13 protein-coding genes are annotated in these 17,561 nt (G+C 64.7%); 9 read left to right on the top strand and 4 right to left on the bottom strand.

Translation table 11 applies throughout. The annotated features are described in order from the left end of the window. The first annotated feature begins 223 nt into the window (after nt 1-223). From BLIN9172_RS16060 to purQ, 8 genes are all read left to right on the top strand, one after another. Nucleotides 224-1,936, top strand: coding sequence for an amidohydrolase (locus tag BLIN9172_RS16060; RefSeq protein WP_101555950.1), 1,713 nt, complete (start codon nt 224-226; stop codon nt 1,934-1,936). Between the two features lie 15 nt (nt 1,937-1,951). Beyond that, nucleotides 1,952-3,139, top strand: a complete 1,188-nt coding sequence (locus tag BLIN9172_RS16055; RefSeq protein ID WP_101555949.1) for an ABC transporter ATP-binding protein — start codon at nt 1,952-1,954, stop codon at nt 3,137-3,139. A 1-nt stretch (nt 3,140) separates the two neighbouring features. Beyond that, nucleotides 3,141-4,304: a polyamine ABC transporter substrate-binding protein gene (locus BLIN9172_RS16050; protein WP_170286950.1), complete on the top strand. Its 1,164-nt coding sequence runs from the start codon at nt 3,141-3,143 to the stop codon at nt 4,302-4,304. Continuing rightward, nucleotides 4,301-5,236, top strand: coding sequence for an ABC transporter permease (locus BLIN9172_RS16045; RefSeq protein ID WP_101555947.1), 936 nt, complete (start codon nt 4,301-4,303; stop codon nt 5,234-5,236). The genes BLIN9172_RS16050 and BLIN9172_RS16045 overlap by 4 nt, the downstream gene beginning before the upstream one ends. Before the next feature lies 1 nt (nt 5,237). Further along, on the top strand, nt 5,238-6,101 hold the full coding sequence (locus BLIN9172_RS16040) for an ABC transporter permease (protein ID WP_101555946.1): 864 nt from the start codon (nt 5,238-5,240) through the stop codon (nt 6,099-6,101). Between the two features lie 36 nt (nt 6,102-6,137). Continuing rightward, nucleotides 6,138-7,559: an NAD(P)/FAD-dependent oxidoreductase gene (locus BLIN9172_RS16035; protein ID WP_101555945.1), complete on the top strand. Its 1,422-nt coding sequence runs from the start codon at nt 6,138-6,140 to the stop codon at nt 7,557-7,559. A gap of 115 nt (nt 7,560-7,674) precedes the next feature. Continuing rightward, nucleotides 7,675-7,932 carry a phosphoribosylformylglycinamidine synthase subunit PurS gene (purS, locus tag BLIN9172_RS16030; RefSeq protein ID WP_025780534.1) on the top strand — a complete coding sequence of 86 codons (258 nt, stop codon included), beginning with the start codon at nt 7,675-7,677 and terminating at the stop codon, nt 7,930-7,932. Further along, a complete protein-coding gene (purQ, locus tag BLIN9172_RS16025) occupies nt 7,929-8,663 on the top strand; it encodes a phosphoribosylformylglycinamidine synthase subunit PurQ (RefSeq protein WP_101555944.1) in 735 nt (244 codons plus the stop codon). Before purS ends, purQ begins: the two co-directional genes overlap by 4 nt. Before the next feature lie 175 nt (nt 8,664-8,838). Here the strand turns inward: purQ and BLIN9172_RS16020 are convergent, their stop codons facing one another. The 3 genes from BLIN9172_RS16020 to BLIN9172_RS16010 form a co-directional block, all read right to left on the bottom strand. After that, nucleotides 8,839-10,545 (bottom strand): hypothetical protein, encoded by a 1,707-nt coding sequence (locus BLIN9172_RS16020; RefSeq protein WP_145997986.1) that lies wholly within the window; start codon nt 10,543-10,545, stop codon nt 8,839-8,841. A 401-nt stretch (nt 10,546-10,946) separates the two neighbouring features. After that, entirely contained in the window at nt 10,947-13,073 is a 2,127-nt protein-coding gene (locus tag BLIN9172_RS16015; protein ID WP_373270469.1) for an ABC transporter ATP-binding protein, read from the bottom strand. 1 nt (nt 13,074) lies between these two features. Further along, nucleotides 13,075-14,808, bottom strand: a complete 1,734-nt coding sequence (locus BLIN9172_RS16010; RefSeq protein WP_101555942.1) for an ABC transporter ATP-binding protein — start codon at nt 14,806-14,808, stop codon at nt 13,075-13,077. Between the two features lie 215 nt (nt 14,809-15,023). Here BLIN9172_RS16010 and BLIN9172_RS16005 point away from each other — a divergent pair, with 215 nt between their 5' ends. Beyond that, entirely contained in the window at nt 15,024-16,136 is a 1,113-nt protein-coding gene (locus BLIN9172_RS16005; protein WP_101555941.1) for a DUF6882 domain-containing protein, read from the top strand. Between the two features lie 81 nt (nt 16,137-16,217). Here BLIN9172_RS16005 and BLIN9172_RS16000 read toward each other — a convergent pair whose 3' ends face one another. Continuing rightward, complete coding sequence (locus BLIN9172_RS16000) at nt 16,218-17,141, bottom strand: DoxX family protein (RefSeq protein WP_240812201.1); 924 nt, start codon at nt 17,139-17,141, stop codon at nt 16,218-16,220. Between the last annotated feature and the right edge of the window lie 420 nt (nt 17,142-17,561).

Here is a 17,561-nt window from a genome sequence, read left to right as displayed (position 1 = left end):
AGCCGCCAACAACTACTGTGCGAATATCGCGGAATGAGACGCTGATTCAGCATCACTGGCAATCTGCATTGCAGTTTCCATCAACATAGCCGCAATTCGGCAACGGAATCAGTGGAATCGGGGAAGAACTTCCGCCAAGGTGACCTCACAGTGATCCACAACACACTTAGAGGGCGGACTCTGCGATCCGCCTCTGCCACGACACAGCAGCCGGGAGGCACCGATGGACCTCGACATCCTCGACGTCGCGATCTTCGACGGTGAGGCTCTGCGCCCCGAGGATCGCGTGAGCATCCGCGACGGGATCGTCGCCGAGATCGGCACCGGTCCCGCAGCGGTGCCCGCCGCGCGCACGATCACCGCCGCCGGCAAGCTGCTCACTCCCGGATTCGTCGATGCGCATGTGCACACGACCTTCGGCGGCCAGGAGGCCCTGGCCTGCGATATCAGCGGAGCCGACAGCCTCGAGGCGGCGCTGCAGATGATCCGCGACTATGTCGCCGAGACGCCCCGTCATGACGGCGCGACCGACCCTGCGAACGACTGGGTCATCGGCGGCGGTTGGTCGATGGCCCACTTCCCCGGAGGAGACCCGAGTGCCGACATCCTCGACGCGGCCTGCCCCGATCGGCCCGCGATCCTGCTCAGCGCCGACCACCATTCGGCATGGGTGAACACGCAGGCGATGACCGCGGCCGGACTCGACGAGACGTCGACGGCCCCTGCCGGCGGCATCATCGTCACCGATTCGACCGGTCGACCCACCGGGTGCCTGCACGAATCGGCCATCGACCTCGTTTCAGCCCACGTTCCCGCCGCCTCCGACGAGGAGGTCCTGGCCGGCCTGCGCGAAGGCCAGCGCTATCTCAACTCCCTCGGTGTGACTGCGTGGATGGACGCCATCGTCGGCGACTACGGCGGTCACCGCGACCCGTACGGCACCTACGCCGGGGCGGCGGAGACCGGCGAGCTCCATTCCGAGGTCGTCGGCAGCCTGTGGTGGCCGCGCGGGGTCACCGACATCGACGCCGAGGTGGCCCGACTGACCGATCTCGCCCGTGCCGACGGACGCTTCCGCGCCACCTCGGTGAAGTTCATGCTCGACGGGATCGTCGAATCCCGGACCGCGGCGATGACGACCGAATACACGTGCACCTGCGGCGGCTTCGGAACGAGCTATTTCACGAAAGCCCACCTCGAGGCCTCGTTCGCGGCCCTCGATGCGGCCGGCTTCGACATCCACTGCCATGCGATCGGCGATGCCGCCGTCAAGGCCGCCCTCGACGCCTTTGAGGCCGTCCGCGGCCAGGGCACGGCCGGCACCGGGACGACCGGCGCAGCTGACACCGCCGACCGGCGCCACCATATCGCCCACGTCCAGGTCGTCGATCCCGCCGATGTGCCGCGCTTCGCCGAACTCGGCATCACCGCGAACCTGCAGGCGCTGTGGGCCTGCCATGACGAGCAGATGATCGACCTCAACTTACCGTTCCTCGGTGCTGAACGCAGCGGCTGGCTCTACCCTTTCGGGTCTCTCAACCGCACCGGCGCCCATCTGGCGATGGGCTCGGACTGGCCCGTGTCGACGGCGAACCCGTGGGAGGCGATCCATGTCGCGCTCAACCGCTCACACCCGACCGCCGCGGACGCCTCTCCCCTGCTGCCGGACGAGGCGATCGACCTGACGACGGCACTGCGTGCCTACACCGCAGGCTCGGCACACCTCCTGCGCTCGACCGACAACGGCCACATCCGCCCCGGTCAGCCGGCCAACCTCGCCCTGGCCAGCGCCGACCCCTTCACACTGCCGACGACCGACATCGCCGGAATCACCAACGTTCTGACGATCTGCGACGGCCGCATCGTCCACGATGATCTGCCGCCTCAGACACCGACCACCACGTCCGCACCGACCACCACCGGCTCAGCCCGCTGACGACGAAAGGCCATCATGACCAGCACAGCCACCTCGGCGCCCTCTGCGGAGACCGGACTCGACCACCTCGAGATCCAAGGAGTGAAGAAGGTCTTCGGCGACAACACCGCCATCGAACGCCTCGACTTGAACGTCCACAAGGGCGAGTTCCTCTCCCTGCTCGGCCCCTCCGGCTGCGGAAAGACCACCCTGCTGCGGATGATCGCCGGCTTCGAGACCCCCACCGACGGGGCGATCCTGCTCGGCGGCAAGGACATCGTGTCCCTGCCGCCGCACCGCCGGCCGGTCAACACGGTGTTCCAGTCGTACCTGCTCTTCCCGCATATGAACATCGCCGACAACATCGCCTACGGACTCAAGCAGGCGAAGGTTCCGAAGCCGGAGATCGCCCAACGGGTCAGAGAGGCCCTGGCACTCGTTCAGATGGAGGACTTCGCCGGACGCAGACCCGAACAGCTCTCCGGCGGTCAGCAGCAGCGCATCGCCCTGGCCCGGGCGCTCGTCAACCGCCCGCAGGTCCTCCTCCTCGACGAGCCGATGTCCGCGCTCGACCGGAAGCTGCGCGAGGAGATGCAGCTCGAACTCAAACGACTCCACACGAGACTCGACACGACTTTCGTCTTCGTCACCCACGACCAGGACGAGGCACTGGCGATGAGCGACCGCATCGTCGTCATGTACGACGGGGTCATCCAGCAGATCGGGACCGGTGAGGACATCTACGCGAATCCGCACAACGGCTTCGTCGCCGGCTTCATCGGCAAGCAGAATTTCATCTCCGCCGAGGTGGCGTCCACCGATGCGACGACCGCGACCCTGCGCACGGCCAACGCCGTGCTCACGGCCCCGACGCTGACACTCAGACCGTCCACTGCTGCCGGTGAACCCCGTGATCTCACCGTCGGCGACCGGGTGCGCGCAGCCATCCGCCCCGAACGGATGCACGTCGCCCCGGCCGGCGAGGCCTCCGGGGACGCGAACACGGCACGCGGCGCGGTGATCTCGTATTCGTTCTTAGGCGACGTCATCCAGTACATGATCGTCGTCGGCGACAACGACGAGATCCTCGCTCGCGTCCCCGCCGCCGGGCGGGAGCCGATCAGCGCCGGCACCGAGGTGGAGCTGAGCTGGGACGCCGACGCCGTGACCGTGTACGACCGTGAGCCTGGCCTGCCGGCCGCGGCCGTCGAGGGCGGTGCCTGAGATGGCCCGCACACGACCCGATGTGACATTCCTGGCCCCGCGGGCCGCCTCGGCGAGGTTGAGCCGGCGAGCGCTGCTGGCCGGATTCGGTGTCGCAGGCCTCGGCGCACTGAGCGCGTGCGGAACGACCACGAAGATGGCGGCGTCGCCGCCGACCGACGGCAAACTCGAATCGAAGCTCAACCTCTACTCGTGGGGCGACTACGATGCTCCGGAACTCATCGAGGCGTTCAAATCGAAGTATGACGTGCTCGTCCAGGTCGACTCGTACGGATCGAACGAGGAACTCGCCGCGAAGCTCTCCACCTCACGCGGCACCTCCGGCTACGACGTGGTCGTCCCGACGGGATCGAACGTTCCGCAGATGCTCAACCATGATCTGCTCCAAGAACTCGATCTCTCGCTCATCCCGAACTTCGAACACATCGACGACAACTTCAAGAACCAGTACTTCGACCCGGACAACACGTACACCGTCTGTAAGGCGTGGGGCACGACCGGCTTCGTCTACAACACGACGAAGATCGACCGTGAGCTGACCAGCTGGCAGGACTTCGTGGACGCCGCGCAGAAGGAAGCGGCCGGCACGACGGCGCTGCTCGAGGACCCGTGGGAGGTCTCAGCGATCGCCTTGGCCGCCATGGATGTCAGCCTCAACACCGAGGACGAAGACGAACTCGACCGGGCCCGGACGATCGTCGTCGACCAGCTGGCCCCGAACATCAAGGCCTATATCGGCAATGCTGCGACCGGCATGATCCAAGGCAGCTTCACGATGCTGCATGCGTTCAACGGTGACGCCCGGCAGGGACTGTCGGAGGTCAAGGACCCGGAGAACTGGAAGTTCGTGTTCCCGACACCGTCGGCGAACCTGTGGACGGACACGTGGGCGATCGCCACCGGTGCTCCGCACCCGGACTCCGCCCACGCCTTCATCAACCACATGATCTCCCCGGACACGGCCGTCGAGCAGCTCGACTACATCGGCTACCCGATCGGCACGAAGGGGCTCGAAGAGCAGGCGGTCAAAGCCGACCTCGACGAACGTGACCTCATCTTCCCGGCCCAGGAGGTCCTCGACCGTCTCGAACCGAGCAAGCAGACCCCGGCCGATCAGATCCGCACGAAGATCTTTGCCGACGCCCAGGCCAGGAGTGGAGCATGAGCACAACCACGACCACAGAGACAGCCAAGCGCGGGCTCTCCCCGCGTTTCTTCGGCCCGGCGGCCATGTCGTTTCCGACGTGGGCCTATGCGCTGTTCTTCTTCATCGTTCCGCTGGCACTCATCGTCTTCTACAGCTTCGGCTACAAACCGGATGAGTTCACGGCCATCGCCACCGACCGGCTGTCCTTCGACCGCTACCCGGAGGCGATGAGCGCAAGCTTCGTCTCCACGTTCTTCGCGACCCTGCGGATCTCGATCGTCGGCACGATCCTGTGCCTGCTCATCGCCCTGCCCTTCGCCTACTGGCTGGCGGTCAAGGTCTCCCCGGCCCGCCGTTCCCTGGCCCTGGCTTTGGTGATGGTGCCGTTCTGGACGAACTTCCTCGTCCGCACCCTCGGTTGGCAGATCATGCTCTCCCCCGACGGGTTCCTGTCGAACTGGCTGCAGGGTCTCGGGCTGCTCGATGGACCGCTGGACATCCTCTACACCCGCTCGGCCGTGCAGATCGGCGTCGTCTACAACTATCTGCCGCTGATGATCCTGCCGCTGTTCGTCGCCATCGACGCCTCCGGCAAGAAGCTGCGGGAGGCCAGCTACGACCTCGGCGCGGGGAAGGTGAAGACCTTCATGCGGGTGACGCTGCCGATGGCCATGCCGGGAGTCGTCTCCGGCTGCCTGCTCGTGTTCATCCCGCTCAACGGCGACTACGTCACGGCAACCGTCCTCGGCGGGGCGAGCGGCTCGATGGTCGGACAGCTCATCGCCAATCAGTTCAACACCGCACAGAACTGGGCTGTCGGAGCGGCCATGGCGATGATCCTCATCATCTCCACCCTGGTCGTCGTCGGCCTCGGATTCGCGCTGCTCAAGCTCGGGCAGGCGATCACGGCCAAACTCAACAGTGTTCCGCTGCAGGACGGGAGGGCCTGAGATGCCGAAGAAGAACACGTTCGCACGTCGGACACCGACCGATATCGCTCTGCACGTCTGGGGCATCATCGTCTTCGTCTACCTGTTCGTGCCGATCGCGGTGATCATCGCCTATTCGTTCAACAACGGCAAGGTGCTCGCGAACTTCCGCGGTTTCGGCCTGCACGCCTACATCAGCGGCATCAACAACGACATCATCGTCTCCTCCATCGTCACGAGCCTGCAGGCAGCGGTGGGCACGGCCATCGTCTCGACGATCTTCGGCACCCTCGGCGGGGTCGCTCTGGCCAGGGCGCGAAGGGGCGCATGGTGGACGCTCGGACTGACCGCGATCCTCGGTCTGACCCTGGTCACGCCCGAGATCGTCGACGGCATCTCGTTCCTGCCGTGGTTCGTCACCGTCGGCGTCGACTGGGGCATCACCCCACTCAACAACGGTCTGGTCAGGCTCATCATCTCGCATGCGATGTTCTCCATGGCGATCGTGACGTTCATCATCAGGGCCCGACTCGCCGGCATGGACACTCAGCTCGAGGACGCCGCCGCCGACCTCGGCGCGACACCGTGGAACCGGTTCAAGGACATCACCCTGCCGATCGCGGCTCCCGGCATCCTCGCCGGTGCCCTGATGTCGTTCACCGTCAGCCTCGACAACACGATCCTGTCGAGCTTCGTCCAACAGCCGGGCTACACCCCGTGGCCGGTCTACATCTTCTCCGCCGTCCGCGTGGCTCTGCGCCCCGAGGTCGCGGCGATGTCGACGGTGATGTTCGTGCTCACCCTCGCCGCCCTCGGCTTCGTCGGGTTCGTCCTGCGCAAGGCCGGAGGCAACGCCACCGAGATCATCAAGACCATGGCCGCCTGAGAGCTGCCGCCTGCACCATGAAGAAAGTGAAGTGACATGGACGTGCACCCCGCATTGGCCGACGCCTCGACCATTCCGTTCTGGCTCGATACCGACCTCCGCCCGCAGCCGCTGCCGCCGCTGGTCGAGGACCGCGAGACCGACCTCCTCGTCGTCGGCGGCGGGTTCACGGGTCTGTGGACGGCGCTGCAGGCGAAGGAACGGGACCCGAACCGTCGGGTCGTGCTCGTCGAGGCGAACTCGATCGGGTGGGCCGCCTCGGGGCGCAATGGCGGATTCTGCGCGGCCAGCCTCACGCACGGCTACGACAACGGGCAAGCCCACCTGCCGGAGGAGAACGATCGGCTCGCGCAGCTGGGCCGGGAGAACCTCGACGCCGTCGAAGCCGCGGTGGCGAAGTACGGAATGGATGTCGAGTTCGAACGCACGGGCGAACTCGACGTCGCCACCGAGGACTACCAGGTCGCCGAGCTGCGGGAGGCCCACGATCCGGATTCCGGTTTCGTCTTCCTCGACCAGCAGGAACTCGCGGGGATCGTCAAGTCACCGACGTACAAGGGTGCACTGTGGGATTCTCGCGAGGTCGCGCTGGTCAATCCGGCGAAGCTGTGCTGGGAGCTGCTGCGCGTCATCCGCGAACTCGGGGTCGACGTCTATGAGGGCACGAAGGTCACCGATGTCAGCGATGCGACGTCGACCGTGCGAGTCCAGACCCGCGTGACCGCGGAGACGATCGAGGACTGCGCGGCCGCTCAGTGCAGTACGATCACGGCGAAGCGGGTGGCGTTGGCGACGAATGTGTTCCCGTCCCTGCTCAAGCGGGTGAGTCTGCACACCGTGCCCGTCTACGACTATGCGCTGATGACCGAGCCTCTGACCGATGAGCAGATGGCCGCGATCGGGTGGGAGGGCCGCCAGGGCATCGGCGACTGCGCGAATCGCTTCCACTACTACCGGCTGACCGCGGACAATCGGATCCTCTTCGGCGGCTGGGACGCCGTCTATCACTTCGGGCGGAAGGTGTCGTGGAAGTACGATCAGCGGCCCGAGACCTTCGAGACCCTCGCCGAGCACTTCTTCGAGACCTTTCCGCAGCTGGCCGGACTGAAGTTCACTCACAAATGGGGCGGACCGATCGACACCTGCTCGCGGTTCTTCTCGTTCTTCACCAGCGCCTACGGGAAGAAGGTCGCCATGGCTGCCGGGTTCACCGGGCTCGGTGTCGGCGCTTCCCGGTTCGCCGGCACGGTCATGCTCGATCTGCTCTCCGGCGAGGACACCGAGCTGACCGAGCTCGAGATGGTGCGCAAGCTCCCCCTGCCGTTCCCTCCCGAACCCGTGGCCTGGTTGGGCATCAAGCTGACGACGAATGCGCTGATCAAGGCCGATGAGAACGAGGGTCGGCGCGGCCCCCTGCTCAAGGTCCTCGATGCGGCGGGCATGGGCTTCGACTCGTGAGGGCTCCGGCCTGTCCGGCGACCGGACCGCGGGCGGGGAATTCGGCCGTGGTTGGTAGACTCTGAGTGAGCGCGGGAGGAACTCCCGAACACTTTCACAAAGGAGCAGTACACGCATGGCACGTGTCGTCGTTGAGGTGATGCCCAAACCCGAGATCCTTGACCCGCAGGGCAAGGCGATCTCCGGCGGACTGACCCGTCTGGGCTTCACCGGGTTCGGTGAGGTTCGTCAGGGCAAGAGGTTCGAACTCGAGGTCGACGGCGAAGCCACCGAGGAGGTCCTCGCCCAGGCACGCGAAGCCGCAGAGAAGCTTCTGTCGAACCCCGTGATCGAAAACGTTGTGGCCGTCCGCGTGGCCGAGGACGCATCGTGACCGCTGTCGCTGCTGATCCCACCGCCTCAGCTGCCGAATCCGGCGTCTCCGTCGGAGTCGTCACGTTCCCCGGAACGCTCGATGACCGTGACGCGGCTCGAGCCGTGCGCCTGGCCGGTGCGAACCCGGTGAACCTGTGGCATGCGGATTCGACTCTGTCCGGAGTCGACGCCGTCATCCTGCCGGGCGGATTCTCCTACGGTGACTACCTGCGCTGCGGTGCGATCGCCGGATTCGCTCCGATCATGGAGTCCGTCGTCGCTGCGGCGAATGCCGGTATGCCGGTGCTCGGCATCTGCAACGGCTTCCAGATCCTCTGCGAGTCCCGTCTGCTGCCCGGTGCCCTCATCCGCAACGATCACCAGCACTTCATCTGCCGCGACCAGGACCTGGTCGTGGAGAACGCGAAAACCGCGTGGACGAGCGACTACGAGCGGGGTGAGACGATCCGCATTCCGCTGAAGAACGGCGAGGGCGGGTTCGTCGCCACCGACGAGGTGCTCGATGAGCTCGAGTCGACCGGACGCGTGGTCTTCCGCTACCAGGGCTTCAACCCGAACGGGTCTCTGCGCGACATCGCCGGAATCACGAACGAAGCAGGCAACGTCGTCGGTCTCATGCCGCACCCCGAACACGCCGTCGAGGCCGGTTTCGGCCCCGAATCCGGCGGTGGAGTCGACGGTCAGGGGTTCTTCTCCTCGGCCGTGCGCACACTCGTCGCCCAGGGCTGAGACCGCCCCCGGAACATGGTCCGGCTTTGCTCGGAGATGCATCAGGCCCCGAACTCGGTTCTCTGCGAGTTCGGGGCCTGAGCCGTTGTGGCCGGAGAGCTGTGTCGCTTTCGCCGCCACCTTGGTCACCGTCGGGCCGGGTGCAGTCACCAACCCGACGGGTCACCGGCCGCTGTCAGCTCCAATTCTTCCGGCGGGCCAGTCCGATGGCTGCTCCACCGCCGAGGATGAGCAGGGCGCCTGCCGTCAGGCCGGTGAGTTCGGCACCGGTACGCGGCATCGACGAGCCGCCTGCGGATCCGCCGGCTTCGCCGGACTCTCCTCCGTTTCCGCCGCCGGATTCACCACCGGTCACGACGAACTTTCCTGACCTGCTGACGTCCATACAAGCGGCGACGACGTGGTACGTCCCGACGTAGTACGCGGGATCGTCCCCGAGGCCATAGACCTGGATTCCGGCTGTGCCATCCTGATCAGCCGTTGCCGTCTGCTCGTAGAGCTTCTCGCTCTTGTCACCCGAGTACACCTCGAAATGCGCATCGGCGTCCGCCGCGCAGTCGGTGAGCGTCATCTGTGCGCCCTTGTCTCGGTCGATGAAATCCACTCCGGAGATTCGTTCGGGACTGATCGAGAGCGTCGGGTCGATGACGCTGCCGTCATCGGTGACCGTGAACGTGGTCTCGGCGCTCTTGTCACCGCAGGTGGCTGCGACGGTGAAGTCACCGATCCAACCGGTGCCGCCGTCACCGTCGGGGACGAACCGTACGGATCCGGCCGTATCCTCACCGGCGTCTTGGGTCTCTTCCCAGATCACGGTGTCGGGGTCTGTCGCGGAGCTCACCTGGAACGTCACCTCGGAGTCGACGTAACAGTTGACGAGGGTGATGTTGACGCCGTTCTCGAGGAAGTCGGCCAGCTTCTGGCTCTGTGGAGTGACGCTGAGATCCGCATCGGTTCCGTCGTCGTTCTCAGTGACCGAGTATGTCGTCTCTGCGGTCATGTCACCGCATTCTGCGCTGACCACGAAGTCGCCGATCCAGCCGTCGCCACCGGTGCCGGGCATGAAGGACGCCGAGACCGAACCGTCGTCGCCGGCGGTCTTCGTCTCTTCCCAGATGTTCGTGTCCTCTCCCTTGCGGACGATGGTGACTGTCACCTCTTCGCCCGGTTCGCAGCTGCTCACGGTGATGTCGACACCGTTGTCGAGGTAGGAATCGATCGTCTGGCTCTGCGGGTCGACGCTGACGGTCGCATCCGAGTCATCGTGGCTGTCGGTGATCTCCACGCTGCCGGTGAAGGTCTTCGACTCCTGCCCGTCGCGGGCGACGACCACGGTGACGTCGACGACATCGCCGACCTTGAGCGCGGTGTTGCCGCGGAGCTCACCGTTGTACGTTCCGTCGCTGTCGACGGTGGTGGAACCGTTCTCGCCCGGTTCGGCGGTGACGGTATCTCCTGCCTTGAGGCCGGTGATCGTGTAGGGGATGGCTTCAGCTGCCTCGTCGACCGGCATCGTCGACCGGTCGAGGGAGAACGAGGCATCGATCGGGGTTGAGTCCTCGGTCGGTTCGCCCGAACCTTCGCCAGGATCGGCCGCCTCTTCACCGTCACCGGGATCGGCCGCGTTCTCGTCGCCGCCCGGATCAGTCGAGTCCTCCCCGTCACCGGGTTCGGCAGGTGTGCCGTCGGTGCCGGGACCAGCGTCGTCACCGGGGCCTGCGGGAGGATCCTCCGGACCCGGGGTTTCTGCGTCGCCGTTTCCTGTCGCCGGTACGACCGTTGCGTCCGCTGCAGAGTTGTCGTCGGCCAGCGCGACCGCCGGACTCAGTCCTCCGATGGAGAGTGCCAGTGCGAATGTTGCCGCCATTGCCAAGCGTCTCATGATGGTCCTTCCAGAGTTCTGGCCGGTTGCCGTCTTCAGTTATGGCTTGGACCATACGCAGGCACAGGAGTGCGCACGACTTTAGTTCATTTAGGTCATGACAGAAGTGATAGAGGTGTTGTGCCGAATGGTTATCACTTCGCAATACAGTTCGCGCGCCCGGGTCATGGCTCCCCTCGTGTTCGCTCCAGCTGCTGTCCTCTCACCTGCACAGGAACTTCGAATCGAGCTCGGAGATCCACACGGCAGAGCAGAAAGATCAATGTCACATTCGGGTCGATTTCGGCATAAGCCAGGCAGAAATCGTTATGCAGATGTCCGTTCATTGTCTGATTTCTGCGGTGAATGCGAGACAGGGTCCCCGAGCTCGAGCTCGGGGACCCTGCGGCCGGTCGGTCCTGTCAGGCCCGCGGCGAGGGCCCCTCCTCTGCTGGCGCCTCGGTGCTTTCACCGTCGGCATCCGACTCGTCCGCCCTGTCACCGGCGGAGGCCGCAGCCTCGTCGCTCTGCACACCGGACTCGGCCTCGGTCTCGGCGAGCACCTCGGCGGTGAACTGCTCCTCGGCGTCCTCCCCGCGGAACTGCGACATGTACAGCCGGTAGTAGGTGCCTTGTGCGGCAAGCAGCTGCTCATGATTGCCGTGCTCGACGATTGCACCGTCCTCCATCACGAGGATGGTGTGAGCGTCACGGATCGTCGACAGCCTGTGGGCGATGACGAACGACGTCCGATCGGTCCGCAGTGCCGCCATCGCCTGCTGCACGAGAACCTCGGTGCGGGTGTCGACCGAGGAGGTCGCCTCATCGAGGATGAGCAGCGAGGGGTCGGCGAGGAAGGCTCGGGCGATCGTGATGAGCTGTCGCTCACCGGCCGAGACGCTTCCACTGTCGGAATCGATGACCGTGTCATAGCCGTCGGGCAGCTGACGCACGAACCGGTCGACCATCGTCGCCTTGGCCGCGGCGACGACTTCCTCATCGGTGGCACCCAGCCGACCGTAGCGGATGTTGTCGGCGATCGTGCCCTCATACAGCCAGGCGTCCTGAAGGACCATGCCCACATGCGAGCGGAGGTCGGAACGGCTGAGGTCGCGGGTGTCGATGCCGTCGAGGAAGATGGTTCCGCCCGTGATCTCGTAGAAGCGCATCACGAGATTGACCAAGGTGGTCTTGCCGGCGCCGGTGGGTCCGACGATCGCCACCGTATGTCCCGGCTCTGCGGTGAAGGACACCTTCTCGATGAGAGGAATCTCGGGAGCGTAGCGGAAGCTCACCTCGGAGAACTCGACCTTGCCCAAGGTGCGCGGGGGCAGTTCCCGCTGCACCTCGTCGGGATCCTCCTCCTCGGCGTCGAGCAGTTCGAAGGTCCGCTCCGCCGAGGCGACACCGGACTGGAGCATATTCGCGACACCGGCCATTTCGGAGATCGGCTGCGAGAACTCACGGGAATACTGAATGAACGCGGTCGCATCACCGAGCGTCATCTGCCCCGTTGCCACCTTGAGGCCGCCGGCGACGGCGATGAGGACATAGCTGAGGTAGGACACGAACTGCATCGAGGGCATGATCATGCCGGAGACGAACTGTGCTCCCGCTGAGGCCTTGTACAGCGATTCGTTGCGACGGTCGAACTCGTCGAGCATGACCTCATCACGGCCGAAGGCCCTGACGATGTCGAGACCGGAGAACGACTCTTCGACGTGCCCGTTGACCTCGCCGGTGTGCTTCCACTGCGCCTTGAACAGCTTCTGCGACCGAGTGCCGATGACACCGGCGATGATCGCCGACAGCGGCAGTGCGATGAGGGCCAGCAGCGCGAGCTGCCAGGACACGATGAACATCATCACGCCGATGCCGATGATCGTCAGCGCCGACTGCACGAGCTGCGAGAAGGCCTGCTGCAGGGCCTGCTGGATGTTGTCGACGTCGTTGGTCACTCGCGACATCACGTCGCCGCGCTGCCGGGTGTCGAAGTAGCGCAGCGGCAGTCGGTTGATCTTGCGTTCGATGTCCTCACGCAGTCGGTAGACGACCCGCATGACCAGGGCGTTGAGGATGTATCCCTGCGCCCACATGAGCATCGAGGCCACGAGGTACATGAGCAGGACGGCGATGATGATCTGCCCGAGGGCGGTGAAGTCGATTCCCTGCCCGGGCACCACTTCGGCGGTGGCGAGCATATCGGCGAAGTCGTCGCGGCCTTCGGCGCGGGCCCCGGCGATGATGTCGTCGATATTCGCACCTGCGGGCAGCCCAGCACCGATGACTCCGGAGTAGACGACGTCCATCGCCTTGCCGAGGACCTTGGGAGCGATGACGGTGAGGACCACGGAGCCGACGACGAGGCCGACGACGTAGATCATGCCCTTCTTCTCGCTGGCCATGAGTCCGAACAGCCGTTTGACCGAGGGCCAGAAGTGCTTGGCCTTGCGCGGAGGTGTGCCTCCGCTCATCTCCAGCTCCTCGCCGCTGGGAATGTACTCGTCTTCCGCAGCCACCACGGTCTCGGTCGAGGTGTCGTCGGCCATGTCAGTTCACCTCTTCCGCGGTCAGCTGGGATTCGATGATCTCGCGGTAGGTCGGGTTCGCCTCGGCGAGTTCGTCATGGGTGCCGCGGCCGACGATCTTCCCTGCTTCGAGGACGATGATCTGGTCAGCGTCCCGGATCGTCGATACGCGTTGGGCGACGACGATGACGGTGGCCTCCCCCGTCGATTCGTCGAGGGCTGCCCGCAGCCGTGCGTCGGTGGCGACGTCGAGGGCGGAGAACGAATCGTCGAAGACATAGATCTGCGGCTTCACCGTCAGGGCTCTGGCGATGCAGAGACGCTGACGCTGCCCGCCGGAGTAGTTCGTGCCTCCCTGGGCGACGCGCTCTGAGAGCCGGTCCTCCTTCTCGATGACGAAGTCGTCGGCCTGAGCGATGCGCAGGGCCTCCCACAGCTCGTCATCGGTGGCGTCCTCGTTTCCGAAGCGCAGGTTCGAGGCGATCGTGCCGGAGAACAGATACGGCTTCTGCGGGACGAGACCGATGAGCTGTGCCAGCTGGTGGCGGTTGAACTCGGTGACGGGGATCCCGTCGATGAGGATCTCGCCTGCCTGCGGATCGATGAGTCTGGGGATGAGGTTGACGATCGTGGACTTGCCGGAGCCGGTCGAGCCGATGATCGCGGTGGTCGTCCCGGGCTGGGCGGTGAAGGTCAGTCCTTCCAGCACAGGCACCTCGGCGCCGGGATATCCGAAGGAGACATTGCGGAATTCGAGCTCACCACGTCCGGGCAGGTCCGTGACACCGGCGGGGATGGTCATCGTGCTGCGGGTGTCGAGGATCTCTGCGATGCGTTCGGCGCAGACGACGGCGCGCGGAATCATCATCATCATGAATACGCCCATCATCACGGCCACCAGGATCTGCAGCAGGTACTGCAGGAACGCCGTCAGCGATCCCACTTCCATCTGTCCGGCGTCGACGCGGTGACCGCCGAACCACAGGACGGCTGCAGTCGCGAGGTGGAGGATCATCATGATGGCGGGGAACATGAGCACGAACAGATTGCCGACCTTGACCGAGGTTTCGGTCAGGGCACGGTTGGCGTCTGCGTACCGGTCGGTCTCAAAGGGTTCGCGGACGAAGGCGCGGATGACGCGGATGCCGGTGATCTGTTCGCGCAGAACGCCGTTGATGTCGTCGACCTGGTCCTGCATGCGGCGGAACAGCGGCATGAGGAGGTAGACGAGGATGGCGACGACGATGAACAGGACGGGCACGGACACCCACACCAGCCAGGACAGCCCGGCGTCTTCTCGCAGGGCCATGATGATGCCGCCGATGCACATGATCGGGGTCGAGACCATGAAGTTCAGGGTCATGAGCACCAGCATCTGAACCTGTTGGACGTCGTTGGTGTTGCGGGTGATGAGGGTGGCGGAGCCGAATCGTCCGACCTCGAGCATCGACAGGTCGTCGACCTGGCGGTAGATCGCTCTGCGGAGGTCGCGGCCGACGCCCATCCCTGTGCAGGCGCCGAAGTAGATCGCGGTGATCGCGGTGACGACCTGCACGAGGCAGACGAGCAGCATCGTCATGCCTGTCGACCAGATGAAGTCGGTATCGCCCTTGGCGACGCCTTCGTCGATGATCCGAGCGTTGAGGCTGGGAAGGTACAGCGCTGCGATGGTCGAGGCCAGCTGCAGGATGACGACCAGAATGATGAAGAGCCAGTAGTTTTTGGCGTATTTCAGGGACAGGCGGAGTAAGGCCACGTTGAACGTCCTGAGTGAAGAAAGGCTGACAATAGAGTCGTGAGAGTTGCGAAGCGCAACAGACTACCTTACATGAGTTCTCCTCCCCGAGGTATATGTACGGACGATGATTCCGGCAGTTCTGCTGAGACATCTACTCCACCATGAGGCACTGACACGGCCATCGCACCGCGTGCCTCCTCGATTCTCGGGCGCTCCCGCATACGCTTGAAACCATGAGCTCAACTCTGCAGGACCTGGTCAATCGCGCCGTCTTCTACTCGACGGAGGTGCAGACGCATTTCGGTGCGCTCATCGCCGACGCCGAGTGGGAAGTCGACTTCAGCTCCGACCCGCGTCTGACGTTCACGTCGGCCGACGGTGGCGTTCTGCGCGCCCGACCACATCTGCTCGGTTCCGAGTCAGGCAGGGAGAAGACGTGGCTGTGGGGATGGGAGAACGTCAATGACTTCCCCGATGCCGTCGTCGGGCTCTCCCACGAGGTGCGCAAGTTCGGGGCCGCCGAAGATGTCACCGAGCTCACGACACCGGAGCTCTCCCTCGATGAGGAGCTCGCACTGCGCCTGACCCTGGCGTCGAAGGAGGCCACCGACAAGTGGGCCCACTATCCAGCCGCCGCCGGTGCCGGGACCACGGTATGGCTGCTCGTCGATGCCGCCGAGGTCGCCCTGCCCGCACCGCAGGTCAAGGTCTCTGTGCGCGCGCTCATGCAGGGTCTGACGCAGACGACGGTGACCGATCACCGGGCGGCTGTCGAGGCGTACGTCGTCAAACGCGGCATTCCGACGGCAGAGCTGCCCGATGGTGGGCTGCGGATGCTGTTCGCCGACGGCTCCGCTGACCTGTCTTTCGACGATGAGCGTCGCATCTCCAACTGCGATCTGAACGCTCCCTTGGAAGGTGAGGCCGCCGACCAGTTCGCCGCCGCCGGGGGATCCACGGGCACCCCCGCCGAGGCGGCCGCAGCCTCCCGTACGCCGGATTCGGCTTCCGCTTCCGCCGCGGACGACGCTGCCGCACCGTCTGAGACGGCCCCGGCAACTCCGGCGCCTGCTCAGACAGAGGAAACTGCACCCACGAAGTCCGTGCCGGACGAGCAGCCGGCAGCGGAGCCTCCCCCGGCGGCCGAGGCTCGGGTCGACGAAGCCGCAGAGCCTGCCGCGGAGGTTTCGGATGCCGCACGCGGACAGCAGCAGCCGGAAGACGAACGACCGCGTGGAGACCACCCTGTCGAGCCTGCGCAGGCAGAGACTTCTGCCGAGGAAGAACCGAGCAAGGAGGCCAAGCCGAAGAAGAAAGGGCTGTTCTCGAAGTTGTTCGGACGCTGAAGCGGCTTTTGATCTGCCGGATCATGGACAGATGATTTGGGGCCCTGCCGATCGGCGGGGCCCCAAATCATTCATCGCCCTTCAGCGATTCACGGGTGCCTCGGGACCCCATCGGAAGCCGCGGTCGAAGAGGAAACGTCGCTCGTCATCGTTGTGCAGTGTCAGTTCCGAGTCTTCTGTCCGCAGGGAGAACTCCCCATCCTCGGTCGTCGAGTACCGAAATTCGACGGTGCCGGAAGGACCGCGAACGGGCGCCTGAGCACCTTTCCGGACCGGAAAGAGCTCCACTGTGATCGATTGACCGTCGACGCTGTAGACGCCGTCCTGGAAGTCACCATCGGAGTACCGCACGCTCATTCTCTTGCCGCTGCGGGACCCGATCTGCCCGAACGCGATCTGAGTGATGTCCGCGGTCGTGTGGTCGGTGCCGTCGATCGGGGTCGTCTTGCTTGACGCCGTGACAGTGTAGACACCTGAGATCTCCTCCGGAGTCCCAGGGCTGCCCCACCTCAGGCTGATACCGATTGCCAGACCGCTGCCGATGATGATGACGATGGCGAGTATCGGGGATACCCAGCGAGTGATCTGGACGAAGATCCGGTTGCGCCAGATGAGGCCGCTGACTGCAGGTCCGACGCTGCGCCCGAGTGCGAATCGCACGACTCGAGGCACATTGGGGATGAGAAGGATGAGACCCACCAGCGCCATCGCTCCGGACAGTTGCTTGACCGGCACGTCGAACGTCAGGTTGAGCAGGAAGACGACGCTCATGTCCAGAGCAGCGATGAGTGCACCGAGCCAGGCTGAGCGCCGGAAGAGCAGCAGGATGACGGCGATCAGCTCAGCAAGGCCTGCCAGAAACTGCACGGTCGGGGAGAACGCCATGAAGCGCCACAGCAGTCCCATGGGGCTCATCTCGCCGTATTGGACAAGTGCATCGGCGTAGTCGGCGTAACCCATCTGAACGTGAAAGATCTTCGTCCAGGCGTAGGGCAGGAGAGACACCGCCAGCCCCATCCGGAGCACCCAATGGAGGGCCCAAAGGATCCCGACCCATCGGGACCGTGGCCGAACCGACTGAGCTGACTGGTCTGTTGATTGTTCCTGTATCGCAGTGTCTTGCGTCATCATGGTAATCAGATTAGTGACAAAACGACTTGATCCGAAGTAGGGATCTCCGGACCATTCCAAAAGACATTCCCCACCTCCCTATTACTACCTGGCGGGGGCGCAGCAACCCCGCGCGAGGTTGCTGGGCCCCCGCCAGGTAGCAATAAGCACGGACAACACACCCCATCCGTGAATACAGTGATGGCCCCGCCCAAACACTGGACGAGGCCATCACCTTAAAAAACATTGCGGCAGTCACTTACTCTCCCACAACCACCAAGTTGCAGTACCATCAGCGCGAATGGGCTTAGCTAC

The sequence above is a fragment of the Brevibacterium linens ATCC 9172 genome (assembly GCF_900169165.1).
In the GTDB taxonomy this organism is placed as follows: domain Bacteria; phylum Actinomycetota; class Actinomycetes; order Actinomycetales; family Brevibacteriaceae; genus Brevibacterium; species Brevibacterium linens.
Note: the sequence above shows the minus strand (reverse complement) of the source record. Positions and strands in the feature narration are given on the sequence as shown.